27 protein-coding genes are annotated in these 26,722 nt (G+C 40.6%); 4 read left to right on the forward strand and 23 right to left on the reverse strand.

Annotated features, from left to right (window positions below; all coding sequences use genetic code 11):
• Positions 1 to 15: 15 nt before the first annotated feature.
• From DW019_RS03445 to DW019_RS03505, 13 genes are all read right to left on the reverse strand, one after another.
• A complete protein-coding gene (locus DW019_RS03445; RefSeq protein WP_118442527.1) occupies positions 16 to 315 on the reverse strand; it encodes an AzlD domain-containing protein in 300 nt (99 codons plus the stop codon).
• The gene (locus tag DW019_RS03450) at positions 312 to 1,013 is read right to left on the reverse strand and encodes an AzlC family ABC transporter permease (protein WP_022376773.1); all 702 of its coding nucleotides are present in this window, start codon (positions 1,011 to 1,013) and stop codon (positions 312 to 314) included. The genes DW019_RS03445 and DW019_RS03450 overlap by 4 nt, the downstream gene beginning before the upstream one ends.
• Positions 1,006 to 2,343 (reverse strand): ATP-binding protein, encoded by a 1,338-nt coding sequence (locus tag DW019_RS03455; RefSeq protein ID WP_118442528.1) that lies wholly within the window; start codon positions 2,341 to 2,343, stop codon positions 1,006 to 1,008. Before DW019_RS03455 ends, DW019_RS03450 begins: the two co-directional genes overlap by 8 nt.
• Positions 2,340 to 3,038: a response regulator transcription factor gene (locus DW019_RS03460; protein ID WP_118442529.1), complete on the reverse strand. Its 699-nt coding sequence runs from the start codon at positions 3,036 to 3,038 to the stop codon at positions 2,340 to 2,342. Before DW019_RS03460 ends, DW019_RS03455 begins: the two co-directional genes overlap by 4 nt.
• A 23-nt stretch (positions 3,039 to 3,061) precedes the next feature.
• A complete protein-coding gene (locus DW019_RS03465; RefSeq protein ID WP_118442530.1) occupies positions 3,062 to 4,090 on the reverse strand; it encodes a S66 peptidase family protein in 1,029 nt (342 codons plus the stop codon).
• 11 nt (positions 4,091 to 4,101) lie between these two features.
• Positions 4,102 to 4,581, reverse strand: a complete 480-nt coding sequence (gene rlmH, locus DW019_RS03470) for a 23S rRNA (pseudouridine(1915)-N(3))-methyltransferase RlmH (RefSeq protein ID WP_022376769.1) — start codon at positions 4,579 to 4,581, stop codon at positions 4,102 to 4,104.
• Positions 4,582 to 4,826: 245 nt separating this feature from the next.
• Positions 4,827 to 5,174: a type II toxin-antitoxin system PemK/MazF family toxin gene (locus tag DW019_RS03475; RefSeq protein ID WP_022376768.1), complete on the reverse strand. Its 348-nt coding sequence runs from the start codon at positions 5,172 to 5,174 to the stop codon at positions 4,827 to 4,829.
• Positions 5,175 to 5,251: 77 nt separating this feature from the next.
• Positions 5,252 to 6,379 (reverse strand): alanine racemase, encoded by a 1,128-nt coding sequence (alr, locus tag DW019_RS03480; RefSeq protein ID WP_117478547.1) that lies wholly within the window; start codon positions 6,377 to 6,379, stop codon positions 5,252 to 5,254.
• On the reverse strand, positions 6,366 to 7,871 hold the full coding sequence (locus tag DW019_RS03485) for an NAD(P)H-hydrate dehydratase (RefSeq protein WP_118442531.1): 1,506 nt from the start codon (positions 7,869 to 7,871) through the stop codon (positions 6,366 to 6,368). Before DW019_RS03485 ends, alr begins: the two co-directional genes overlap by 14 nt.
• Before the next feature lie 15 nt (positions 7,872 to 7,886).
• On the reverse strand, positions 7,887 to 8,261 hold the full coding sequence (acpS, locus tag DW019_RS03490; protein WP_118442532.1) for a holo-ACP synthase: 375 nt from the start codon (positions 8,259 to 8,261) through the stop codon (positions 7,887 to 7,889).
• Positions 8,258 to 8,863, reverse strand: a complete 606-nt coding sequence (locus DW019_RS03495; RefSeq protein ID WP_022376764.1) for a hypothetical protein — start codon at positions 8,861 to 8,863, stop codon at positions 8,258 to 8,260. Before DW019_RS03495 ends, acpS begins: the two co-directional genes overlap by 4 nt.
• Before the next feature lie 10 nt (positions 8,864 to 8,873).
• Positions 8,874 to 9,506 (reverse strand): redox-sensing transcriptional repressor Rex, encoded by a 633-nt coding sequence (locus tag DW019_RS03500; RefSeq protein ID WP_022376763.1) that lies wholly within the window; start codon positions 9,504 to 9,506, stop codon positions 8,874 to 8,876.
• An 83-nt stretch (positions 9,507 to 9,589) separates the two neighbouring features.
• The gene (locus tag DW019_RS03505; protein WP_022376762.1) at positions 9,590 to 9,937 is read right to left on the reverse strand and encodes a hypothetical protein; all 348 of its coding nucleotides are present in this window, start codon (positions 9,935 to 9,937) and stop codon (positions 9,590 to 9,592) included.
• 128 nt (positions 9,938 to 10,065) lie between these two features.
• Between DW019_RS03505 and DW019_RS03510 the strand changes: the two genes are divergently transcribed.
• On the forward strand, positions 10,066 to 12,015 hold the full coding sequence (locus DW019_RS03510; RefSeq protein ID WP_117478544.1) for an ABC-F family ATP-binding cassette domain-containing protein: 1,950 nt from the start codon (positions 10,066 to 10,068) through the stop codon (positions 12,013 to 12,015).
• Here the strand turns inward: DW019_RS03510 and DW019_RS03515 are convergent.
• From DW019_RS03515 to lepA, 4 genes are read right to left on the reverse strand one after another with little or no spacing between them, the layout of a single operon-like run.
• On the reverse strand, positions 12,005 to 13,285 hold the full coding sequence (locus DW019_RS03515; RefSeq protein WP_243024088.1) for an amidohydrolase: 1,281 nt from the start codon (positions 13,283 to 13,285) through the stop codon (positions 12,005 to 12,007). The two genes, DW019_RS03510 and DW019_RS03515, sit on opposite strands and share 11 nt — an antisense overlap.
• A 1-nt stretch (position 13,286) precedes the next feature.
• Positions 13,287 to 14,102 carry a purine-nucleoside phosphorylase gene (locus DW019_RS03520; RefSeq protein ID WP_117478543.1) on the reverse strand — a complete coding sequence of 272 codons (816 nt, stop codon included), beginning with the start codon at positions 14,100 to 14,102 and terminating at the stop codon, positions 13,287 to 13,289.
• Positions 14,103 to 14,117: 15 nt separating this feature from the next.
• Positions 14,118 to 15,245, reverse strand: coding sequence for a radical SAM family heme chaperone HemW (gene hemW, locus DW019_RS03525; protein WP_117478542.1), 1,128 nt, complete (start codon positions 15,243 to 15,245; stop codon positions 14,118 to 14,120).
• Entirely contained in the window at positions 15,246 to 17,063 is a 1,818-nt protein-coding gene (lepA, locus tag DW019_RS03530) for a translation elongation factor 4 (RefSeq protein WP_118442533.1), read from the reverse strand.
• A 146-nt stretch (positions 17,064 to 17,209) separates the two neighbouring features.
• Here lepA and DW019_RS03535 point away from each other — a divergent pair, with 146 nt between their 5' ends.
• Entirely contained in the window at positions 17,210 to 17,992 is a 783-nt protein-coding gene (locus tag DW019_RS03535) for an Ig-like domain-containing protein (RefSeq protein WP_118442534.1), read from the forward strand.
• Positions 17,993 to 18,041: 49 nt separating this feature from the next.
• Here DW019_RS03535 and DW019_RS03540 read toward each other — a convergent pair whose 3' ends face one another.
• Entirely contained in the window at positions 18,042 to 19,280 is a 1,239-nt protein-coding gene (locus tag DW019_RS03540; RefSeq protein WP_117479879.1) for a glycoside hydrolase family 27 protein, read from the reverse strand.
• A 170-nt stretch (positions 19,281 to 19,450) separates the two neighbouring features.
• On the opposite strand from DW019_RS03540, the gene trkA reads away from it, so the two are divergent.
• Complete coding sequence (gene trkA, locus DW019_RS03545; RefSeq protein ID WP_243024089.1) at positions 19,451 to 20,845, forward strand: Trk system potassium transporter TrkA; 1,395 nt, start codon at positions 19,451 to 19,453, stop codon at positions 20,843 to 20,845.
• A 6-nt stretch (positions 20,846 to 20,851) separates the two neighbouring features.
• Positions 20,852 to 22,321, forward strand: a complete 1,470-nt coding sequence (locus DW019_RS03550) for a TrkH family potassium uptake protein (RefSeq protein WP_117479877.1) — start codon at positions 20,852 to 20,854, stop codon at positions 22,319 to 22,321.
• 315 nt (positions 22,322 to 22,636) lie between these two features.
• Here the strand turns inward: DW019_RS03550 and DW019_RS03555 are convergent, their stop codons facing one another.
• The 5 genes from DW019_RS03555 to DW019_RS03575 all read right to left on the reverse strand — a co-directional run.
• A complete protein-coding gene (locus DW019_RS03555; protein WP_022376752.1) occupies positions 22,637 to 23,647 on the reverse strand; it encodes a GGGtGRT protein in 1,011 nt (336 codons plus the stop codon).
• 18 nt (positions 23,648 to 23,665) lie between these two features.
• On the reverse strand, positions 23,666 to 24,370 hold the full coding sequence (locus DW019_RS03560; RefSeq protein ID WP_022376751.1) for a hypothetical protein: 705 nt from the start codon (positions 24,368 to 24,370) through the stop codon (positions 23,666 to 23,668).
• Between the two features lie 64 nt (positions 24,371 to 24,434).
• Positions 24,435 to 25,100, reverse strand: a complete 666-nt coding sequence (locus DW019_RS03565) for a UDP-N-acetylglucosamine pyrophosphorylase (protein ID WP_118442535.1) — start codon at positions 25,098 to 25,100, stop codon at positions 24,435 to 24,437.
• Positions 25,101 to 25,120: 20 nt separating this feature from the next.
• The gene (locus DW019_RS03570; protein ID WP_118442536.1) at positions 25,121 to 26,278 is read right to left on the reverse strand and encodes a YARHG domain-containing protein; all 1,158 of its coding nucleotides are present in this window, start codon (positions 26,276 to 26,278) and stop codon (positions 25,121 to 25,123) included.
• A gap of 219 nt (positions 26,279 to 26,497) precedes the next feature.
• Positions 26,498 to 26,722: hypothetical protein (locus tag DW019_RS03575; protein WP_207663918.1), on the reverse strand; the 225-nt coding region annotated here is incomplete at its 5' end.

A 26,722-nucleotide genomic window follows, 5' to 3' on the forward strand; every position in this document is an offset into this window, starting at 1 on the left:
CGTTTCTCCTTCACATCAAAATATACCGGCAAGCAATGCGCCTGCCACTGCCCCAACAGCCACAATCACAAGTCCCGTATCGAAATACGCAAGAACAAGTGCCACAAGCGTTCCCGCCGTAGAAGTAACTACATTTCCGGTTGCCGTAAAAATAGCCGGAAACGTAAGTGCCGCCAATACCGCATAAGGCACATAATACAAAAAGGACGTAAGCCACTGCGATGTAATTTCTTTTCGAAACACCGTAATTGGAAGAACGCGAATCAGATAGGTAATCACTGCCATTACCGCAATATAAATCAACTGCTCTGTCATGCTTTAACCTCCTTTTTTACCGGGAACATAAACGCTCCTATAGATGCTGCAATCACGGTAGAAAGAATCACCTGAAAGCCAATGGAAATTTCTTTGAGTACCGGTGTCGCAGTAAAAATACACTGGCAGATAACAGCAATACCAATAACAAATAAAACGGCCTTGCTCTTTTTTGCCGGCGGTATGATAATTGCAATAAACATCGCATACAGACCAAGTTCCATCGCAGCTGATAAAGCCCCCGGCATAATCTGAGACGCAAGTGCCCCGGCTGCGGTACCAACTGTCCATCCAAAGACCGGCACCGTAATCAAGCCATACATAAAGCGCGCCGACAAAGATTCTGTCTCCATTGATGACACTGCAAAAATCTCATCCGTAATACCATAGCCAATCATCAGCCGCTGGCGTAAAGTCATCTTCTTGTCCACTTTCTGCGATAAAGAAAACGACATCAACATATATCGCACATTAATAATAAACGTAGTCATTGCCATTTCTAAATAACTGCCATGTGCTGCCATAATTGCCACTCCGGCAAACTGTCCGGCGGATGTTACATTGGCAACAGAAATCAAAATCGTAATCCACACAGGAATTCCTGCATTTACTGCTTTTACACCAAATGTAAAGGACACCGACAAATAACCGATTGCAATCGGCAGTCCTTTTTTTATCCCTCGTATCCAATCATTCATTTTCCTTATGAAAAGTCACTGTAATCTCAGTTCCTTTATCCTCCTCGCTTATTACTTCAATATCCGCATGATGAACTGCCACAATATGTTTTACAATAGCAAGTCCAAGTCCGGTTCCGCCGGTTTCTCTCGAACGCCCCTTGTCCACCCGGTAAAAACGTTCAAAAATACGTTCCTGATTTTCTTTGCTGATTCCAATTCCGGTATCTTTTACACAAAATATGACGGTATTTTCCGTTTCCGCCAAACACACTACAACCTGACCGTCTTCTTTATTATAGCGAATTCCGTTATCAATTAAATTATATGCCAGTTCCTCCAGCATTTTTGCCACGCCATGAATCATTACAACTTCCGGCACTGTCTCCAGATGAAGCATAACCTTTCTCTTTTCTGCCGTCAAAGCAAGCAAATCCCCGCAGTTACGCACTGTATCCGCAAAATTCACCCACGCAAAATCATCGTTAAAATTTCTTGTATCCAATTCAGATAACTGCAAAATATCATTAATCAAAGTCAGAAGACGCGACGAATTTTTCTGGATTTCCCCGGCAAAACGCACCACATCTTCTCCCTTTGCCATTCCCCCGGCAATCAACTCCGAATAACCGGAAATTGATGTCAAAGGCGTTTTCAATTCATGGGAAACATTCGCCGTAAATTCCTGCCGCATATTACTACTTTTTACAATATCCCGGTGTTGCTTTTGAATCGTATTCAAAAAAGGAGTTAATTCTTTGTAACCGGTTGCCAGTTCCTCGCGATCCATGTTCTTTGCAAGCATTTCAATTGGTTTAACAATACTTTTCGCAAATAATCTTGATAAAAAGATAGACACCACAAACAAAAGAATCGCAATTCCTCCAATAAATGGTGAAACTCGTATCAAAAAGCTAAAAAAACTCTGACTTTCTTTTGCCAAACGGAGAATATTACCATTGCTTAACCGTATTGCATAGTAATAAGAAGCATGAGATAATGTATTAGAGGTTCGGATGGATTTTCCACTTCCCTTTTCTATCGCCTCTTTTACTTCGGGACGTTCTTTGTGATTTCCTAAAACGTCTGCATTTACATCCGAATCAGCTAAGACAACTCCATCTTTGTCAATCAGTGTCACGCGTATGTTATCAACTTTTTTCTGCGAGATAATGCGGTTAGTATCTTTATAATTTACTAAATCCTCTCCTAACATATCAGCACAGGTGTGAAGATTCTCAATGACCTCATTTTGAAACAAATTATAAAACACAACCGTTGTTAATAACAACACGGCAATCATCGATATCATAGCAATTGCCATAAAGTTTAACTGCATCCTTTTTTTCATTCTGTTTCATCCTCCGTTTTTCGGAAACAATATCCGACATTTCGTATCGTTTGTATCTGGCTGCCGGCTTCACCAAGTTTTTTTCGCAGCGTCCGAATATGCATATCTAATGTTCTCGATTCTCCAAAAAAATCAACACCCCAAATTAACTCCATCAAAGAATCCCTTGTCATCACCTGGTCTGCATGGCTCATCAGTACCTGCAGTAATTCAAATTCTTTGTAAGTAAGCGGGCATTTTCCCCCTTTTACAAAAACTTCTCTGGCGTCCTTATTTAATTCGATTTTCTGCCGGTTTCCAATGACAGAAATTTGTTTCTTTTTGCTCGAAAATCGTCGCAGCAAAGCCCAGATACGTGAAACAAATTCCATTACACCAAATGGCTTTGTCAAATAGTCATCTGCCCCACAGTCAAGCCCCCTCACAATATCCAACTCTGAATCTCTGGCTGAAACCATAAGAATCGGAATCTTTGCATACAATTCTTTTTCACGGATTTCTTTCACGATATGAAAACCATCTGCATCCGGTAACATCACATCCATCACAATCAAATCCGGTAATTTTTTTTTGCACGCTTTCCAAAAAGCGGAAACGCTTGTCAAAAGTGCCACCTCATGCCCGGCATTTTTTAGTGCAAAACTTTCAATTTCTCCAATTCCATCATCATCTTCAACAAGATAAATCAGTGCCATTTATATCCCCTCTTCTTTCCTTATTATTGCAAACTCATCGCAATACAGCAGTCATTTCCAACTACTGTCACTTTACCATAGGAGCCGCAGATAAGCGGTATCATCGGTGCCACGTGTCCGATATCCAAATCCATAAAAATTGGCACATCAAACTCACTTAATATAGAAAGAACCGCTTCGTATTGGTCAAGTCCAGCAATTATCTGCCCCTGTACACCGGGACGTCCAATCAGAAAGCCACGACAAGTATCAAACCAGCCCGCCTGCTTCAAGCTCCACAAAGTTCTTCTCATCTCAAATACATTCAAATCACAGGATTCCAAAAACCAAAGAATACCATCATCTTCATATTTTTGATTAAATTCCTTTACCTTATCAAATTTCGTCCCCCTCAAATGAGATAAGCAATCTAAGCATCCCCCAAGCAGTCGTCCCTCAATCTTGAAAGATTCGCCTTCTTTCTTATTGGTATGTAGAAGAAAAGGCTCTGTGACATGATAGGCAGCCAACGGATGCTGTTCATCTTTTAGTGATTCCTTTTCCCACATCGGATAATTTTGCATCTCAAACTTTTTTCCCTGCAGTAATTCATAGGCATCCTGAATCGATGCATGCCACGGCTCCATACCAAAAGCTCCTGCATTTGGACCGTAAATTGCTGCCGTATCGGTCAGTGTTGCAAGTAAAAAAATCAGATTTGTATTGTCTGAGTACCCCATAAACCACTTAGGCGGCAATCGCTTTAATTGTCCAAAATCAATATATTCAAGTATTTCGCACATTAACTCACCACCGCCACAGGAAATCAATGCCTGATTTGTTTCTTTCTTATAATATTCCATAAATTCAGCCGCACATTTTTTCGGGCTGCTACTGATTCCTACACCATCTGACGCATAACAGTTAAACCCTAATTCAGTCTTAAAACCAAGCGCATTCCATTTTTTCAGACTGTTTTGAAAGGCAGAATAATACGGTTCACCCGCACAGCCAAACGATGGTGCAATAAATCCGATGGTATTTCCTTTTTCAACAAACGATGGATAACGCATATCTCTCCTCCTTATTTATGGTATGGTTCATGATTCATAATGCGGTTTGCACGATAAATCTGCTCAAACAAAATAACGCGCATCAATTGATGGGGAAAGGTAAAATCCGAAAATGACAGCCTCTCATCCGCACGGTCAAGTAAGGATGTATGTAAGCCAAGAGACCCTCCAATCACAAAGGCAATGTGGCTTTTCCCCTGATTCATACACATTGAAAGGTGCTTTGCAAATCCTTCTGAGTCAAATTTCTTTCCCTTTAAATCAAGTGCAATCACATACATCGAATCTTTTATTTTGGAAAGCAGACGTTCTGCCTCCTTTTGCCGTATCTGCTCCTGCTGCAAATCCGATGCCTGTTCCGGTGTTTTCTCATCCGAAACTTCTATAATATCTACTTTCGCATACCGCGACAAACGCTTTTTATATTCATTTACCGCATCTGTATAAAACTTTTCTTTTATTTTTCCTACACATAATATCGTATACTGCATAATGTTTCTTCCTTTACTTTCATATGCCTAGTATAGCACATATACAAATGCCACATCAATAAAAAGAAAAAAATATGCAACTTTTTGAAAGCTGACATATTTTTGACACATACTATCTGTATATTAACACTTGGAAAGTTTATAACTTTCTACTCCCACCCTATTATACGCTTTGACACCTTCGGGTGTCAGGAAAGACACCTCCTCCCAGAGGTGTCTTTTCTGTTGTAGAGATTTTTTCATTCTTATGTAGACAGTGACAAACTGACACATAATGCAGTATCAATCTTTTCAATTGCTTCCGTGTCCAAATGACACACTTTTTCACGTAATCGGGATTTATCAATCGTACGAACCTGTTCCAAAAGAATCACAGAATCTTTTACAATTCCATATTTGTGTGCATCCAATGCTACATGCGTTGGCAGTTTTGCCTTGTGCAGCTGGCTTGTAATTGCCGCACAAATAACCGTCGGGCTATAACGGTTGCCCATATCATTTTGTATAATAAGAACCGGCCGCACTCCACCCTGTTCGGAGCCAATGACCGGTCGTAAATCTGCATAATAAATATCGCCTCGTTTTACAATCATGGTTTCACACTCCCTCATTTGATATTCCTATTATTCCCAATATACGAAGCGATATTCAATTTGTTCAAAAGCTTTTATTATTCTCCTAAATATTTTCTAGGCACACGGTTTGTAATACTGCATACAAACTCATAATTAAATGAATGTGATTTTTCTGCAATCTCCTCAACGGGGATATTTTTTTCTCCATCTTTTCCAAAAATTGTTACCGTATCTCCGATTGCAGCTTCTTTAATATGAGACACATCCACCATAAACTGGTCCATACAGATTCTTCCTAAAATCGGTGCATACTGTCCATGAATCAAAACACGTCCTTTGCCTGACAAATCACGTTTCATGCCATCAGCATAACCAACCGGAATTGTAGCGACCGTCATTTTTTCCTTCGCCGTAAATGTACCACCGTAACTGATACTCGTTCCCGGCTCTACGGTCTTTATATAAGAAATAATCGATTTCCATTGCATGGCAGGTTCCAATACAAGAACATCCTTTGCCACTTCATCAGACGGATACAGTCCATAGGTCGTAATACCGGAACGCACCATATCAAGATTAGCTTCCGGAAATCCAATAATTGAAGCACTATTTGACACATGGTGAATTGGAATCTTAACACCGCGCTTTTCTAATTCCTCGACAAAAGTTATATATTTTCTAAAAGGCTCTCTCGCCGGCTCAATTGTTTTCTCATCCGCTCTGGCAAAATGCGTAAAGATTCCTTCAACTTCCAGTCCCGGCAGTTTCGAAATTTTTTCTACCGTATCCAAAGATTCTTCACTAGGGATAAAACCAATCCGGCTCATTCCGGTATCAACTTTTATATGAATCTTTGCTTTTTTTCCAAGTTTTAATGCTGTCTCACTTAACTGCTCTGCCATTTCCCACGTATACACAGTCTGGGAAATCTGATATTCCACTAAATCCTCATAGGATTCTTCTCCGGTATATCCTAAAATCAAAATCAGTTTATCAATTCCTGCTTTTCGAAGTTCTATGGCTTCCTCTATCATGGCAACTCCGTAAGCATCTACCTGATCATATAATGCCTTCGCAACCTGTACGGCACCATGCCCATAAGCATTCGCCTTCACAATTGCCATTACCTTTGTTCCTTCTTTTATATTTTTATGTACCTCATCGATATTATGCCGGATGGCATCTAAATTAACCTCTGCATAAGTACGATTAAACTGTTTCATTTTCATTTCCTTCTTTCTGAAAACATTTTATATTTGTAAGGACCTCGGTCAAACCATCCAGCAAATCAGATGCCATGACTCCATACGTACTTTTCTGTTTTGCTGCCACATCACCGGAAAGACCATGCAGGTAAACACCGAGCTTTGCAGCCAAAAACGGATTCACATTCTGGGCAAGCAGACCACTAATCACCCCGGTCAGCACATCACCTGAACCACCGGTTGCCATTCCATTATTTCCGGAAACATTGACATAACATTCCGTCCCATCCGAGACAACAGTCCTTGCATCTTTTTGCACCAAAATACAATTTCTTGTCTTTGCGGTATTTTTCGTTGTTCCTAAAATATCCTCTTGTAGTTTGGGTATCGGAATCCCGGTTAGCACACTCATTTCCTTAACATGCGGTGTTAAGACAAAATTATCCCGAAACGTAATATCTTTTTTTGCACAAATGGTTATCGCATCACCGTCTACCACAGTCGGAACTTTTGTATTTGCTAAGACGTACTCCACCAGTTCCTCTGATTGTTTGGATAAACCAATTCCCGGTCCAATCACGACAGCACTTGCAAGCGGAAGTACTTTTTTTATTTCCTCTCTGGTTGAAAAAAGAATTTCCGGCAGTGCACTAAGCAGTGTATCCCGGTTTGATGGTGTCGATACAACATGCACAAGTCCTGCTCCCATACGATATGCGGCTTTTGCTGACAGAAAGCAGGCGCCACTCATAGTATCACACCCGGCAATTACAACCACTCTTCCAAACGTTCCCTTATGTGAATAAGCGATGCGCTTTGGAAGGTTACAAACAATATCATCCGGCTCATAATAGTAAGCATCTGCCTGTGCAAAATCAACGCTTTTCCTTGGAAATCCAATATCCGCCACATAAACTTTTCCGGCATATTCACACCCCGGATACAAAACAAGCCCGGTTTTGTTCACGCCAAAGGTAATCGTCGCTTCAGCCTGTACGGCACAGCCTAGCACTTTCGCACTTTTTGCATGAATACCGGACGGAATATCTAATGAATAAACCGTCACGCCACTTTGATTCATATCTAAAATAACCTGTTCATACACACCGGTTACTTCTCTGGAAAGTCCGATTCCAAAGACGGCATCAATTAAAATGTCGTATTCATCCATCGAAACAAGTGAATAGGTAAGAATCGGGACGTCACATGCCGAAGCAATTACAAGCTGTGTTTTCATTTCTTCTGACATATGTTCCGAATTTCCTACGACTGTAACTGCCGCCTGATATCCCATTTCATGTAAGATACGTGCCACACAGACGCCGTCACCGCCATTGTTTCCAATTCCACATACACATAAAAAAGTATCCGATGGTCCGGCTTTCTCCAAAAGGACGGAAACCACCGACATCGCCGCCTTTTCCATCAAAACAAGACTTGGCATCCCCATTGTATCAATTGCATGGGTATCAATTGCTTTCGCCTGTTCACCGGAATACATCTCTTTCATAAAAGTCCCTTCTTTCTATTCTTTTACATCGTCTGCCACAGCAATCACAAATGCCGTCGCAACTTCCTTTGTATTTGTGATAGAAATCTTCCAATCGGTAATCCCCATTTCTTCTGCTTTTTTTCTCGCCGCACCATAAAGTGTAACATAGGGGGCGCCGCTTTCTCTTCGCAGAATTTCCACTTCACAGGCATCAATGCCCGCAAAGCCGGTACCAAATGCTTTTACTACCGCTTCTTTCCCGGCAAAATCAGAAGCACCTCTCCTTTTTGCGTGTTCCATCTCCGCCCGTTCCTTTTCCGTAAAAATGCGATGGACAAAATGCTCTTTTTCCATCGCTTTTACAACACGGGAAATCTCAATGGAATCTACACCAATTCCAAGTATCATTCTTTTCCCTTCCTTTTATCATATAAATTCATTACGTCATGACCTAATAACCCATGCATTAAAGAATAGGCACTGTCCATACTCTCCTCTAAATCATCTTTCCATTCCGTTTTCTCACGGAGGGAAATGCGGAGTTCTTCAATTTCCTGCTTTACAATTTTTAACTGCTCATCTCCATTTGCTAGACGCTCAAAACAATAATGTGCCCCTGTGGCAAGCAGTTCTTCATTTGCCTTTTTTATCATTCTCGGAAGTTCAATCAATTCATCCGATTCCGTCTCTATCCGCTCTTTGATTTCCAAAAGAAGACGCTGCTGGTTTTTCTTCTTCTTATCACGTAAAGGCTCTGCATCATTCATCCCAGCCACAATGCCTTCCATCAATTTCTTTTTCGTCTTTTTTAAATCTTTGATGTCATTTACTAAATACCCCTGCCTTTTGAGCAGTTCATTTAATTTCTCCTCAAGCTGAATAATCTCAGCCGGTTTTTCTCCCTGCGGAAACAAGGTATGCCAGCGACGGTCCAACACTAGAATAGGAACCTTTTTCCCTTTTAAAGCTTCTCTCACCAGCGTTTCAAATTCTAAGTCTCGTCGTTTCATACCATTCCTCCTATTCCGGTAAGTTAGAAATATTGTAGGAAAGCCGCATCAAACTTTCTGCCAGATGTACATTTTCAACCGCAATATTTCCCGGAAGATTCAAATCGGTGGCCGCAAAATTCCAAAATGCACTAACACCATACTGTACAAGCTGTTTCGCCACTGCCGGTGCAATTGATTTCGGCAGCGTAAGTGCTGCAATATCTACCGTATGTCCTTTTACATATCCTTCTAAGTCTTTCATGTCATAAACCATCGTATGACCAATCTTTTTGCCAATCTTATCCGGACTGACATCAAAAACTGCTGATACCACAAATCCTCGTTTTTCAAAACCGGCATAATTGGCAAGTGCATGCCCTAAGTTACCGGCACCAAGAATAATGACATGGTAATCCCTGTCAAGTCCCAAAATTTTACCTATTTCATTTTTCAAATAAGGAACATTATAACCATATCCCTGCTGACCAAAACCGCCAAAATTATTAAAATCCTGTCGGATTTGAGATGCTGTCACTTTCATTTGCTTACTTAACTCCCCGGATGAAATACGCTCAATTCCGTTATCCAATAATTCGCTTAAATATCTATAATACCGCGGCAAACGCTTAATTACTGCCGCTGAAATCTTTTTATCTGCCACAAAAGTATCCTCCAACGAAAATAAAAAGTACAAATCAGCCATAAAAAAAGCTGTCTGTACTTATTATAATGGAATGTTAAAAATTAGTCAATCTCCAATGTCCGCAAATGTTTCCATTTTCCCTTCTCAAACGGCTCCGGAATCAGGCAGGAAGACAAACGCAGGCATTTTAATCTGCGAAATTGATATAAAACCTCAATATGTTTTAACTCCAATGGCTTAAACTCATCAAATCCTGCTATCTCTATCACTTCAAGATTCGGAAATTCGCAGAGTGCATTTAAATCAAAGGACTCTTTTGTAATCTTCCACAAAGAAACTTTTTTAACTTTCTTTTTTTCTTTTTTCGAAAGCCAGTTCCTTTTGCCTTCTTCATTGCGCTCAATGCGACTGATTGCCTCTTCTCCGTAATAAATTCGATTGATACACATAGTAACCACCCTTTCCTTTTTTTGGTGTTCATAAAATAAGACGATTGAAAACGGCAAAATGTTGCAAAAAAATTAAAATTATTATAAAATATGTTTTTGTTAGAAGTTTTTTGGAGGATTCAATCATTATGATATTAGCATGCAATCATATTTCAAAGGCATTTGCAGACGAAACCGTTTTGTCAGATGCTGTTTTTCATATAAATGAAGGTGAACGCGCTGCCATCGTAGGAATTAACGGTGCCGGCAAAACAACACTGCTGCGAATCATTGTCGGTGAACTTCCGGCAGATTCCGGTGAAATTGTAACAGCTAAAGGAAGTACCATCGGCTATCTCCCACAGCAGCAGGGATATCACTCAGACAAAACAATTTATGAAGAATTATTGGCTGTCAAATCGGATGTCATTGAAATGGACGAAAAAATCCGTGCAATGGAGCAGCAAATGACAACTTTAGAAGGTGCCGAATTAGAGCGTGTGTTAAACCAATACCATAAGCTGCAAACGGCTTTTGAAGATGGTGAAGGATATACTTACAAAAGTAAAGTTCTCGGCGTCATTAACGGTCTTGGCTTTCGCGGAGAAGCGATGCACCAGTGCATCAACAATCTCTCCGGTGGACAAAAAACAAGGGTTGCTCTTGGTAAACTTCTGTTATCAGAACCGGACTTATTGTTGATGGATGAGCCTACAAACCACTTAGATTTGGAATCCGTGCGCTGGCTGGAAAACTATTTAAACGGTTACAAGGGGAGTGTCTTAGTTGTCTCTCATGACCGCTTTTTCATCGACCGCATCGCCGAGAAAATTATTGAAATTGACCACGGCAAAGTAATGACTTTTACCGGTGACTATACCAGTTATTCCGAAAAAAAGGAAAAATTACGCGAGGAAATGATTCACCGCTACTATAACCAGCAGCAGGAAATCAAACACCAGGAAGCTGTCATCCAGAAATTAAAATCCTTTAACCGTGAAAAGTCAATTCGCCGTGCGGAAAGCCGTGAAAAAATGTTAGCCAAAATCGAACGTGTAGAAAAGCCGGTGGAATACGAAAAATCACTTTCTCTTTCCCTGACTCCTTCAGTAATCAGTGGAAATGATGTTTTGACGGTCACGGATTTTGCCAAAAGTTTTGGAGAAAACCACTTGTTTGACCATCTTTCCTTTTCAATTAAACGAGGCGAAAAGGTGGCAATTATCGGCAAGAATGGAACCGGCAAAACAACACTTTTAAAATTAATTCAGGGAATGATTCCGGTTGATGAAGGAAGTGCCGTAACCGGCTCTCATGTCGAAATCGGTTACTATGACCAGGAACATCAGATGCTTAACGATGATAAAACCATCTTTGAAGAAATTCAGGATGATTACCCGGATTTAACAAATACAGCAATTCGTAATGTTCTCGCTGCCTTTTTATTTACGGGAGATGATGTTTTTAAACCGATTCATCTTCTCAGCGGTGGTGAAAAAGGTCGTGTATCATTGGCGAAACTGATGCTGTCAAAGGCAAACTTTTTACTCCTTGACGAGCCGACCAACCATTTGGATATTACCTCCAAGGAAATTTTGGAATCCGCAATTAATAAATATGAGGGAACCGTGCTTTACGTCTCGCATGACCGTTATTTTATCAACCGCACCGCCACAAGAATTTTGGATTTAACCGGGCACAAACTGCTCTCCTACAGTGGAAATTATGCGTACTATCTGGAGAAAAAAGATACGGTGGAAAGCCGCTTTTTAACAGATGACGATAAAACCATGCAGACTTCTGCAAAAAAAGATACAAAAGAAGAAGGTAAGCTTGACTGGCAGGAGCAGAAAAAACTGGCAGCGAAAAAGCGAAAAATTGAAAACGAATATCAAAAAACCGAACAAGAAATTGAAGCACTGGAAACGGACATTGCAAATCTTGATGAGGAACTGATGCGTCCGGAATATGCATGCAATGCTCATAAACTAAACGAATTATCAACCGCCCGCGAAGAAAAAGAAACCGCTCTCACTGCCGCTATGGAGCAATGGGAACGGTTAGCCGAACAATTAGAAGAATTTGAAGTTACTGAGTAATCCGCTTAGTAACTTCATTTGCTTTTGCATAAATTTCCGATGGACTTTCTCCCACAAAAAACTCGCCATTTTCATAGAGAACCATGCCATTTACCATCGTCATTTTCACATTTTCTTTACTACCACTGTATACTAAGTTTTTCACAAGATTATGCACAGGCTGCATATTTGGCCGCTGTAAATCAATTAAAATCAAATCAGCAAACTGGCCTTCCTTTACATACATGCATTCCGGCAGCCCCATTGCCAGTGCACCACCGGTTGTAGCCATCTTTAAAACATCTGCGGCATCCATAACCGCTGCATCCTCATATTTTAACTTCGGAAGAACTGCTGCTAAATACATTTCCCGGAACATGTCAAGCGCATTATTGCTCGCCGGTCCATCCGTGCCAATCGCCAGGTTAATTCCCGCCTTTTTTAAAGCAGGTAAATCCGCAATTCCACTCGCAAGTTTTGCATTGGATGAAGGATTCGTAACAATCGACACCTTTTTCTCCCTGCAAATATTCCGGTCTGTTTCATCCATCCAGACACCGTGGAAACCACCACCGCCATAGTCAAATAAACCAATTGAATCCAAAAACTGGACCGGTGACATACCATAACGCATTTTACATTCTTCCACTTCTTTTTTGGTCTCTGCCAGATGCAGATACACCGGCTGTTTGTATTCATGAGCAAGTTCTGCCATGCCCTCTAACAATTCGCGGCTTGTTGTATATTCAGCATGAACACCAAGGCGAAATGACACCAGTTCATCCCCCTTGTTCAGCGTTTCATATTCCTCCCTTATGCGTGCAAGCGAACCGGTAAAATTATTTAGTTCGCCACAAAAAACTGTACGAAATCCCATTTGAACCGATGTTTTGGCATGCTGATAATTATCCACATACATATCAAAATTTGAGGTAATTCCACTTGTCAGATATTCTAAAACTGCCACCTTGGATAAGATTTCAATATCCCCTTTCTGCAGTTTTGCTTCCATTGGAAACACCCTGTCATTTAACCAGTTCTGTAATGGCAGATCATCCGCATAGGATCGAAGAAATGTCATGGCAGAATGTGTGTGGGCATTTTTAAAACCAGGCATTAAAAGATTTCCTTCGCAGTCAATTTCCCGTGTAAATTTTCTTTTATTAAGCTCCGAATTATTTTCCCCCACATAAGAAATACGGTTTCCATCAATGTGTACTTCTCCATCAAAGACTTCCGCATCTTCTTCCATCGTAAGAATTTTCGCATGATATAATCGTATGGAAGACATCCTAACACATCCTTTCAATGGCTGATTTCACAAGCGTTTTAAACTTCGGTGCCACACGGTCAGCCACTTCTTTTACCTCCTCATGACTCAATGGATTTGCTGCTGTTCCTCCCGCCATATTCGAAATACAAGAGACACCGCATACGCGCATTCCCATATGTCTGCCGACAATTGCCTCTACCGCCGTGCTCATTCCCACGGCATCAGCACCAAACATACCAAACATTTTCACCTCTGCCGGTGATTCATACGCAGGTCCCGTTGTCTGAAGATAAACACCTTCCTTTAAAACAATATCATTAACTTTTGCTTCTTTTGTGAGAATCTTCCGTAGCTCCAAATCATAAATTGTATCCATGGACGGAAAACGCACGCCAAATGAATCTACGTTTTTTCCAATCAATGGAGATGGCACAAAGGAACTAATCTGGTCAGTCAGCATCATCAAATCTCCTGCCTCCACCTTCTCACTGATTCCTCCGGCTGCATTTGTTAAAAACAAGATTTTCGCTCCCAGTAAACACATCACACGAACCGGCAAAACAACATCCTCCATCGAATAACCTTCATAGTAATGAACGCGCCCCTGCATAATGACAACTTTCGTGTCTCCAATTAATCCAAAAACAAACCGTCCATTATGTCCTGCCACAGTAGAAACCGGAAATCCCGGAATCTCGTGGTAATCAATGGATGCCACGCATTCAATCTCATCCGCTAATGCTCCAAGTCCGCTTCCCAAAATCAAAGCGACCTGTGGCTCAAAGTCTGTAATTTTGCGAATCTGTTTTACACACTCTCTTACTTTTTGTTCCATAATAACCCCTCCTTGTTATATAAACTCTGCAAATACACGGTTGCTGACATCAATTCCAAAATCAGTCAGGCAATACCTGTCACCATTTTCCTTTATCAATCCTTCACGAATGCACTTTTCTAAGGAACTTTGATAATAAGTTTCCATCGGCACTAAAAAATTCTGATAAAACATTTTTCTCGATACACCTTCCATCATCCGAAGTCCCAGATACATAAACTCTGCCATGCAGTCTTCCTTTGTTAATTCCTCTTTTTCAACAACCGGCAATTTCCCATTCTTTATTTTTTGCCCATAAGTCTTAAAATTTTGCTCATTGGAAAACCGCACATTCTCCATGCACGATGACGCTCCTAATCCAAGTCCAAGATAAGGAAAACGTTTCCAGTATTTTTTGTTGTGATCACACTCTTTTCCTGCTTTGGCATAATTGGATATCTCATAGCGGTGATACCCAAAATCCGAGAGCCTCTCTTTCGTCAGTTCATACATCTGCCTGTCCTCTTCTTCCGAAACAGGCGGACATTCCCCATACTTTTCGTAAAACGGAGTTCCCTCTTCCAAAATCAGGCTGTACGAAGAAATATGCTCCGGTGCAAGTTCACACACACGTGTCAATGTCTGCTCGTATCCTGCTACAGTCTGCTCAGGAATTGCCGACATTAAATCCACATTGATGTTAGCAAATCCACATTCTCTTGCTTGATGAAAACTCACCAAAAAATCGTCATAGCTGTGAATTCTGCCAAGACAAGCAAGCTCAGAAGAAATCGTCGACTGAAGTCCAAAACTAATCCGATTTACGCCAGCCTTTTTATAATTTTTCAGTTTTTCAGCGTCTACCGTACCTGGGTTACATTCGATGGTATATTCCATTTTATCAGATAAATGAAATGATTTTACCATTTCATTCTGTAAAACATCAAACTGCCCCTCCGTAAGCAGAGATGGCGTTCCTCCACCGATAAAAATGGTATCTACCACATCATTTGACACCTTATCTTTCCAAAGCCGCATTTCCATAGCAAGTGCTTTTACATACTCATCTTTCAGCGCTTCTTTGGCAGGAAATGAAAGGAAATCACAGTAATTACACTTTTTCACGCAAAACGGAATGTGAAGATACAAGCCAAATGTACTCATTTATTCTTCCTCATCCAGTTTCAAAACACTCATAAATGCCTTCTGCGGAATTTCTACATTGCCAATCTGGCGCATTCTCTTCTTTCCTTCCTTCTGCTTTTCAAGAAGTTTTCTCTTTCGTGAAATGTCGCCGCCATAACATTTGGCAAGGACGTCTTTGCGCACTGCCTTAACCGTTTCACGGGCAATTACTTTATTTCCAATGGCTGCCTGAATCGGAATTTCAAAAAGATGTCTCGGAATTTCATTTTTCAATTTCTGGCACATCTTTCTTCCACGCTCATAAGCAGAACTTTCATGCACAATAAAGGACAGCGCATCGACTTCCTCTTTGTTAATCAAAATGTTTAACTTCACAAGACTTGCTGTCTCATAGCCCTTCATCTCATAATCAAAGGAAGCGTAACCACGGGAACGCGATTTCAACGAATCAAAAAAGTCGTAAATAATCTCATTCAACGGCAGTGTGTATTTCAAAAGTGCACGTGTCTCTTCCATATATTCCATGCCCTGATAGACACCACGTCTTTCCTGACAAAGTTTCATAATGGCTCCCACAAATTCTGTCGTCACCATAATCTCTGCATCCACAACCGGTTCTTCCATATGCTCAATTTCGGATGGATCCGGGAGATTTGAAGGATTCGTCACTTCGACCATTTCCCCATTTGTTTTATAGACATGGTAAACAACGCCCGGTGCTGTCGTAACCAAATCCAGATTATATTCTCTCTCTAAACGCTCCTGAATAACTTCCAAATGTAAAAGTCCTAAAAATCCACAGCGGAAACCAAATCCAAGGGCAACCGAAGTCTCTGCCTCAAACTGTAACGAAGCATCATTTAACTGCAATTTCTCCAGTGCATCGCGCAAATCCTGATATTTGGCACCATCGGCCGGATAAAGACCACAGTAAACCATCGGCATTACTTTTTTATATCCCGGCAGTGCCTCTTTGCATGGATTTTCAGCATCTGTTACGGTATCACCGACACGTGTTCCCTCTACATTTTTCAAACTGGCAGTAATATAGCCAACCATGCCCGCGGTCAATTCTTCGCAGGGAATAAACTGACCGGCACCAAAAGTACCCACTTCAACCACTTCTTCTTCCAAACCGGTCGCCATCATGTGAATTTTCGTTCCCTTTTTCACGATACCGTCAAATAAGCGACAGAAAATAATAACCCCTTTATAGGAATCATAAACAGAATCAAAAACTAAAGCCTTAAGCGGTGCTGTATCATCACCCTGCGGTGCCGGTATTTTTTTCACAATCTGCTCCAACACTTCTTCAATGTTCGTTCCTAATTTTGCGGAAATCAATGGGGCATCCTGTGCCTCAATTCCAATGACATCCTCAATTTCATTTTTTACACGGTCCGGGTCAGCACTCGGCAAATCAATTTTATTGATAACCGGCATAATTTCCAAATCATGGTCAATTGCCAGATAACAGTTTGCTAACGTCTGTGCCTCAATTCCCTGTGCCGCATCGACAATCAAAATGGCGCCCTCACACGCCGCCAGACTTCTTGATACCTCATAATTGAAATCCACGTGTCCCGGTGTATCAATCAGGTTAAACAAATATTCTTCACCGTTTTTTGCCGTGTACGCCAGACGAACTGCCTGTGATTTAATCGTAATTCCACGTTCACGTTCCAATTCCATGTTGTCAAGCACCTGTGCCTGCATCTCACGGCTTGTAAGCAGTCCGGTCCGTTCAATAATACGGTCGGCAAGCGTTGATTTTCCATGGTCAATATGTGCTACAATACAAAAATTTCTTATATGATCTTTTCCAATAACTGACATAATTGTAATTCTTTCCTTTCCTACCACAAATCTATCCCTATCTTAGCATAATTACACATATTTTGCCACAAAAAGTTCCTATCCGCCTTGTCTTTTCCACATTTATGGTGTAGAATACAGATAATTAAGTCAAGGAGGGACACAAAATGAGAAAACAGATGGCTAAAATACTAACCGCCGTTTTACTGCTCGGCACATTGACTGATGTCTCGACTGCAAAAGCAGCGGCACCAAAGTTAAATAAATCCAAATTAACACTTTACATTGGAAGTAATTACACATTAAAAGTAAAAAAAGCTTCCGGCAAGGTAAAATGGACTTCCGGTAAAAAATCCGTTGCAACCGTTTCTTCCAAAGGAAAAGTAGTTGCAAAAAAAGCGGGAAAGGCTAAAATCACAGCAAAAATTGGCAGCAAAAAGCTAATTTGCCGGCTGACAGTAAAAAACCGATCACTTGGAAAAGGAACAAAGGCAAGTCCAAAGTCCGCTTATAACAACAATTCCTTTACCTTCTATGAGGAAGGCAAAAAAATCGGAAAAATTTCCATGCAGTTAGAGTCCTTTGCTTCCGGTGCCGAATCCGCTAAATTAGCAAAAAAGAATTCATCTAATTTAGTGCCAAAAGCAAATGAGGAATATTTATATTTCCGTTTTAAGATTACCTATCATTCGGGTACACAGACAATTAAGGCAAAAGATGTTTTTAATTACTACTACAATATCTTCGGAGCAAACTCTACAAAACAGATGACAAACTTAGATTGGGGATTCTTCTTTGAAGATGTCGATGATTTAGGTCAGGTGCTGTTGTCTCCGGGCAACACAATAACTTGTGGCAAAGCAGTCTTGGTAAATAAAGGATTTGCCCCATATACTTACCGTATTCAGACCGGTAAGAACACTTACACTTGGTTTACAACAGCAAGATAATCAAGATAACAAAAAAGCAAGCCTCATAAGCAGACTTGCTTTTTTAATACTAAATTTCCAAAAGAACGCAGCCATGTGCAGAAATTGCTGTCTTTTGATTTGTTTGGATTTTTTCTCCTGTCCATAAGTCATTTGCAAATTCTTTTTCCTGAATCTCAAGTAATTCACTGATATTTACCATGCAGTCAAAACCGGATACATTGAAAATGGCCGCATAATCTCCTGTTTTCCATACAATCACCGTATCATCTCTAATTATCTCTTTTGCCTGTCCTGCCGGTAGTTCAAACAATGCAAGTACCTTTTGGTTGCATAACAGCGATAATGTTTCTTCATCCAATTTGGTTAATTCTGCCCCGAGCATAAGCGGTGACTGGAATATACACCAAAGTGTCATCATTGTCTTCTGCTCATCATAGGTAAGTGCTGACTTTCTTTCATCGCCAAAACCCTTTCCAATCATTCCAAACGGAAGCATATCGCAGTCCGGATATCCACCTTCTCTGGTCAGCCCCTGCCAGTTGTGACAACGGTCAAACATATCGCGAAGCGATTCCCAATTATCCCACAAATCATCGGTAATGCGCCACATATTTGCATTTTCATGATAAAACTCATTTTCCTCTACAAGTGCCGGTCCCGGTGACAAACTTAATACAATATCTCTGCCACATTTTTCAATCGCCCGATGAAGCATTTTAATCTCCTCTTTGGAGGAATCTGCATCCATACGACAGATGTCGTCACATTTAATAAAATCAACTCCCCAGTCCGCATAAAGAGAAACAATGGAATCATAATACTCCTGCGCCCCCTCAACACCCGGTGTTACGCCATACATATCGGGATTCCATCCACAAATCGAATAAGCGTCTGCAATTTCATTTGCTGTTTTATCGGTGCCAAGAATTTTTGTCCTTTGATATGCTGCCTGACGTGGAATTCCTCTCATAATATGAATTCCGAATTTCAGTCCAAGCCCGTGCACATAATCCGCCAATGGGCCAAAACCTTTGCCATCGGCAGAGGATGGAAAGCGTTTAACACATGGCAGTAAACGACTATATTCATCCATCTCCACATGGCAGAACGGAACATACTGAAAGCGCTCTCTCTGCTCGCCGGCCTCATAGGAATACCAGGCAATATCAACAACTACATATTCCCATCCATATTCCTTTAAGTGAGCCGCCATATAATCAGCGTTTCCCCGAACCTGCTCCTCATTTACGGTTGTGTCATAATAATCATAACTATTCCAGCCCATCGGCGGTTTCTTTAAGTTCATGTATACAATCCTCCTATTTTTTTTCTATCGTACTATTTTTTCTCTATTTTTTCTATATTTTTTTGTGACAATACCATGTTAAAATGTGACATTTACGTTCAAATTCCTATGGTTGTATTTTTTTTCGTTCGTGCTATAATAGATACAGACTTTTGGAGGTATAGATTATTATGAAAATCAGTAATAAGATGCAATCAAAAAATGGCCTGAATATTATTATTGTTGGATGTGGAAAAGTGGGAATGACCCTAATCGAGCAATTAAGCAAAGAAGGCCATGACATTACCATTATTGATAAAAATGCAGCGAAGGTTCAGGAAATGTCCAATCTATATGATATTATGGGGCTGGTCGGAAATGGTGCCAGTTATAGTGTACAGATGGAGGCCGGAATTGAAAACGCTGATTTAATTATTGCGGTAACAGCTTCTGATGAATTAAACCTGTTATGCTGTACCGTTGCCAAACAAGTCGGTGACTGTGCTGCGATTGCCCGTGTCCGCACACCGGATTACAGCAAAGAAGCCGGATACCTAAGAGAAAAACTTGGTCTCACCATGATTATTAATCCAGAATTAGAAGCTTCCCTTGAGACAGCCCGTATTCTTTATCTGCCAACAGCGTTAGAAGTAAACTCTTTTGCTCATGGTCAGGCAGAAATTGTAAAATTTAAAATTCCGGAAGGAAATCTATTAGACGGAATGACAATTGCCACCTTAGGAAAAAGTATTACAAATGAAATTCTTATCTGCGCCATCGAACGTGAAGGTGAAGTTTATATCCCAGGCGGTAATTTCCAAATGGCAAAGAACGATATTGTTTCTTTTGTTGCTCCAAGACGCCATATCCGTAGTTTTCTGAAAAAAATCGGCTTTAAAACCAAACAGGTAAAAGATGCTATGATTGTCGGTGGTGGAAAAGCTTCTTACTATTTAGCCAAACAGTTAATCGCCATGGGAATTGATGTAAAAATCATTGAACAGAACAAGGAACGCTGCGAGGAATTAAGTATTTTACTGCCGGAAGCAATTATTATTAATGGAGACGGCACGGATGAGGAAGTTTTACGTGAAGAGGGAATTGAATATGCACAGGCATTTATTCCACTGACTGGTATTGATGAGGAAAATATTATGCTGACACTCCATGCAAAACAAGTTTCCAATGCAAAATTGATAACTAAAATCAATCGAAGCACTTTTAAAAATGTAATTAGTAAGCTGGATTTGGGAAGTGTAATATATCCACGTTACATTACATCCGAAGCGATTATTGCCTATGTACGTGCGAAAAAGAATTCGACAAACAGTAATATTGAAACTTTATATCATATGTTTGATAACCGCGCAGAAGCCATTGAATTTCGTGTTGATGAACCATCTTCTGTTACCGGTATTCCACTGAAAGATTTGATGTTAAAAAATGATTTGCTGGTTTCTTTTATCTATCGAAACGGCAAGGTTCAAATTCCAAGTGGTTTGGACACCATTGAAGTTGGTGACACCGTTATGATTGTTACAACCCATACCGGTTTAGATAATATACAGGATATTATAAGGAGTTAATGAATTATGAATACATCAATTATCCGCTATATTGTCGGATACATTTTAAAGATTGAGGCAGCACTTTTACTGATTCCTTCCATTGTAGCTGCTATTTACCGCGAACCGGAGGGGTTATGTTATCTTTCTGTTTCCGCTCTGTGCATCTTCCTTGGTGTACTCCTCTCTTTTCGGAAACCGAAAAATCATGTTTTTTATTTAAAAGAAGGCTGTGTTGCCACATCCTTAAGCTGGATTGTACTCAGTTTTTTTGGTTCCATTCCATTTTTACTGACCGGTGAAATCACATCCGTACCGGATGCTTTATTTGAAACCATTTCCGGTTTCACAACAACCGGAGCCAGTGTTTTAAATAATGTGGAAACACTTTCCCACTGCTCGCTTTTCTGGCGCAGTTTCACACATTGGGTTGGCGGCATGGGTGTTCTGGTCTTTTTGCTTGCTGTCATTCCACTGAGCGGCGGTTCGCATATAAATCTGATGCGCGCAGAAAGCCCGGGACCATCTGTGGAAAAACTGGTACCAAAAGTCCGTTCAACTGCCCGGATTCTTTATGTTATTTATTTGACACTCACCATCATTGAGATTGTTTTACTTCTCCTTGGTAACATGCCTTTATTTGATTCCCTCACCATCAGTTTTGGTACAGCAGGGACCGGTGGTTTTGGAATTAAAAATGACAGTATGGGCAGTTATTCGGCTTATTTACAATGGGTTGTTACTATTTTTATGATTTTGTTTGGTGTGAATTTTAATGCCTTTTACCTGATTTTATACCGTAAATTTAAAAAGGCATTCCGCATGGAAGAAGTCAGATATTACTTTTTAATCATCTTCGCTTCCATCGCAATTATCACTATGCAGATTCTCCATACCTCTGCCGGTATTTTTGATGCACTGCGCCACGCTTCTTTCCAGGTGGCATCCATCATTACAACAACCGGTTATTCAACCATTGATTTTAACCTATGGTCACAGACATGTAAAACGATATTAATTCTCTTGATGTTTGTCGGTGCTTGTGCAGGCAGTACCGGAGGCGGAATCAAGGTGTCACGTTTTGTCATTCTTTGCAAAACCGTGAAAAAAGAACTGAATTCCTATATTCATCCTAAGAGCATTAAAAAGATTAATTTTGAACATAAGACTGTAGAACATGAAGTAGTTCGTGCTACAAATGTGTATTTTATTACCTTTATGATTCTGTTCGCGTTTTCTGTGTTTGCAATTTCCTTTGATGGCAATGACTTAATTACGAACTTTACTGCCGTGGCAGCTACAATTAATAATATTGGTCCCGGTCTTGAACTAGTCGGCCCTACCCAAAACTTCGGATTGTTTAGCGGATTTTCCAAATTTGTCCTGATGTTTGATATGCTTGCCGGACGATTGGAGTTATTCCCGCTTCTCCTTCTGTTCCATCCTACTTTGTGGAAGGAAATTGCTTCCGGGAAGATAAGGAAGTTAAAGAAGTAAGTTGTTTTCTAAATTAATATTATGTATTTCCGTAATTTAACAGAATCCGGTTACCTTCTCGTGGGCGCTCCCGCTTGTTGAGATGCGTAGCAGCAGGGGTACTGAAACTACCAGTACCTCCTGCTGACGCACTCAAAACCCACGTGAAGATAACCGGATTCTGTTAAATTACTGGAACGCTAATGATATGAATTTTAGAAATAACTTACAAACTTTTGTCTGTAAATTTGTTAAAGTAAATGAGAGGAACTTGTCAAAACAAATTGACAAGTTCCTCTCACTATAATTTATTATCTTAAAATAATATTTCCAGAATTAGAATTTACCAGCTTCTGCTGCTTCCTGGATGGAAACGGCAACGGCTACTGTCATACCAACCATTGGGTTGTTGCCTGCACCGATAAGTCCCATCATTTCTACGTGAGCAGGTACAGAAGAAGAACCGGCGAACTGTGCGTCACTGTGCATACGTCCCAATGTATCCGTCATACCATAAGAAGCAGGACCGGCTGCCATGTTATCTGGGTGAAGTGTACGTCCTGTACCACCACCGGATGCTACGGAGAAGTACTTCTTGCCCTGTTCAATACACTCTTTCTTGTATGTTCCTGCAACCGGATGCTGGAAACGAGTAGGGTTTGTGGAGTTACCGGTAATCGATACGTCTACGCCCTCTTTGTGCATGATTGCAACACCTTCCTGAACGTCATTTGCACCATAGCAGTTAACTTTAGCACGAAGACCTTCCGAATAAGATTTACGGAATACTTCTTTTACTTCGTTCTTATATGGATCATACTCTGTCTCAACAAATGTAAATCCGTTAATACGAGAAATAATCTGTGCAGCGTCTTTTCCAAGACCATTCAAGATAACACGAAGTGGTTTTTTACGAACTTTGTTTGCTTTCTCAGCAATACCGATAGCACCTTCTGCTGCTGCAAAGGACTCATGTCCTGCAAGGAAACAGAAACACTCAGTCTCTTCTTCCAAAAGCATCTTGCCAAGGTTACCATGTCCAAGACCTACTTTACGTGTATCAGCAACGGAACCAGGAATACAAAATGCCTGAAGTCCGATACCAATTGCTGCTGCTGCATCTGCTGCTCTCTTGCATCCTTTTTTGATTGCAATTGCAGCACCTACTGTATATGCCCAGCATGCGTTTTCAAAACAAATCGGCTGAATACCTTTAATCTGGTCATATACATTCAAACCAGCGTCTTTCGTAATCTTCTCTGCTTCTTCGATAGAGGAGATACCATACTCAGCTAATACGCCATTGATTTTATCAATTCTTCTTTCATATGATTCAAATAAAGCCATTATTCTATCCTCCTCTATTTATTTAAGAACTTCATCTGTTCTAGGGTCGATGATTTTAACTGCATCATCTACACGGCCATACTGTCCGCAAGCTTTCTCGTAAGCAGTATTTGGGTCATCACCTTTTTTGATGAAATCTGTCATTTTACCAAGACTTACAAATTTGTAACCAATAATCATGTCTTCCTCATCGAGAGCGATTCCGGTAACATAACCTTCTGCCATCTCTAAGTAACGAGGACCTTTTTTCAATGTACCATACATCGTACCAACCTGAGAACGAAGTCCTTTACCAAGGTCTTCCAAACCAGCACCAATTGGCAAACCATCTTCTGAGAATGCACTCTGTGTTCTACCATATACAATCTGCAAGAACAACTCTCTCATAGCAGTGTTGATAGCGTCACATACAAGGTCAGTATTCAAAGCTTCCATAACCGTTCTTCCCGGAAGAATCTCAGATGCCATAGCTGCGGAATGAGTCATACCGGAACATCCGATAGTCTCAACCAAAGCTTCCTGAATAATACCCTCTTTTACATTCAATGTAAGTTTGCATGCTCCCTGCTGAGGTGCACACCAGCCTACACCATGTGTCAAACCGGAGATATCTTTAACTTCTTTTGCCTTTACCCATTTTGCTTCTTCTGGAATCGGTGCACAACCATGGTTCACACCCTGAGCAACTGGGCACATGTTTTCTACTTCTTGTGAATAAATCATGTCATAACTCCTTTCAGAATTTTGTTCCTATACTTAAAAAGCATACAATATTTCGACATCTTTGTCAATGTTTCGAGACGACTTCGCCCTGTTTTTTGTAAATGCTGCCAGCCGGTATCACTCCTCGAACACTGGACAATGGATATACATTGCTGTTTGCTCCGATAATAGAACCCGGATTTAAAATACTGCCACATCCAACTTCCACACAGTCTCCCAAAATCGCTCCCATTTTTTTCAGACCGGTTTCAATTTTTTCCTCACCGGATTTAATTACAACCAAAGTTTTGTCCGATTTTACATTGGATGTAATGGAGCCGGCTCCCATATGGGACTTAAATCCCAAAACCGAATCTCCTACATAGTTATAATGAGGAACCTGAACCTTATCAAATAAGATGACGTTTTTCAACTCGGTTGAATTTCCAACAACTGCGCCTTTTCCAACAATGGCATTTCCTCGGATAAATGCACAGTGACGGATTTCCGCCTCTTCATCAATAATCGCCGGACCATGAATGTATGCAGACGGTGCAACACTAGCAGATTTCGCAATCCAGATATTATCCTCTCTGCACTCAAACTTATCTGCCGGCAATGTTTTTCCAAGTTCTAAAATAAACTCACTAATCTTTGGAAGCACCTCATACGGATAGGTCACTCCCTCAAAAATTTTTTCTGCAATTGTATGTCCTTTTTCAAATAAAACATCACATGCAATTTCTTTCATTAATTCTGCCCCCTATGGATTTATTTGTTTTCGTATTTCTTCAACAAGTCACGGTTCTTAATTTCATACTTATTAAAGAAAAAGGTATCGCCTTTTTTATCCCACTGTTTCGGAGAATATTTTGGAACATACCAGTCTTTGCTTTCAAAATATTCCTGAAGTTCCTTGGATTTGAATTTGCGTCCATGTCTTGCATATAATTCATTTTTTGCAAGATTGATTTCGGATTTACTCATACCGCTTAAATCACTTTTTGTTAAATACTCAGTATCACTGTTTGGAAATATGTAAGTATCATCATCAATCGCAGTATCATCATCCTCAATGTCCTCATCCGCATCATCAAAGTCTTCAAACTCTTCACTGTCTCCAACATCAGATGGTGCTTCTGTCGGTTCTGTACCCCAGAAAGAATCCTGTGTCGGTGTAGGCGTAGGCGATGGACTTGGCGAAGGTGTTACTTCAATCTGGTTCGGAATCTGATGAGAAATGTTTTGACTAAAATGCAATTTCACATCATCGCTTCCTGTCATCACAAACTGGTCATCTGTCTCAAAATTTCCTGTATAAATCATGCCATCGCAAGTAATGGTATAACGGTCATTCGACTCCGTCCAATTTAATACTTTACTGCCTTCTCCGCCTCCAATCATCTGACCGGAACCATCCGCATTAATCGTCATTGTCAACCTGATATCATCCGCTTCTTTATCCTGCAAAACAGCGAGATCATGCAGAGACCGCAGCCCGTCTTCCGGCGTTGTGGCAGCAAACTCATACCATGTTCCCTCTAATTTTTTACCGGAATCCATAAATGGCAGTTTAATTACACCAGTAAGAATTAGAATAACAGCAATGCCAATCAAAATCACCGGGATTGTTATTCCAAGAATTAATCCAAGATGACTTTTCTTTTGCTTTTGCGGTTTCTGTGACTTATTGAAAGATGTTTGTGCTGCCATGTTCTGTTTGGCTGCCTGTACTCTTTGCTGTGCCTGCGCTTCCTGTTGCGCCTGCACTTGTTGCTTCGCCTGCGCTTGGTTCTGTTGCTGCATTTGCTGCGCCATCTGCGCTTCTTGCTGCGCTGCCGCCTGAATCAAATCACAGCCACACTCTTCACAGAATCGCGAACCCGGCTGGTTTTGATGACCACAATTCGGACAAAATGTAATCTCCATAATCCTATTTCCTCTTTTCTTAATTATTAAGTTAAAATAACATAAAATATTATATCACTGCCGGTCTAATAATGTCTAGCAAGAAATTCCAATCAATTGAAACAGGATATTTGCTTTGCAAATATAGTTTCAATCGTTTTGGAATTTCTTGCTTTCATTTTAGTTCAAGAGGACACCTCCTGTGTTCTCTCTAGATGATAACTTCTCCTGCTGTGCTAATTAGTTGTTTTCTTTTGATGCAAGTAAAGCTTTTAATCGAGCGATTTCACGATCTCTTTTTGATAATGCCTCATCTTTTTCCTGAGTTACTCTCGACAGTTCTCTTTTCAGTCGCTCAATTTCCTGCTCCTTGACTTCGTTCATACTATCCACGTATTCTTCCACCGTACCTTCTGATAACAACATAGGCTCTACCTCCGCTCGGTTTCGAATCAGAAACGAGCG

This window comes from Clostridium sp. AF37-5 (assembly GCF_003477605.1).
Lineage (GTDB): Bacteria > Bacillota > Clostridia > Lachnospirales > Lachnospiraceae > Eubacterium_F.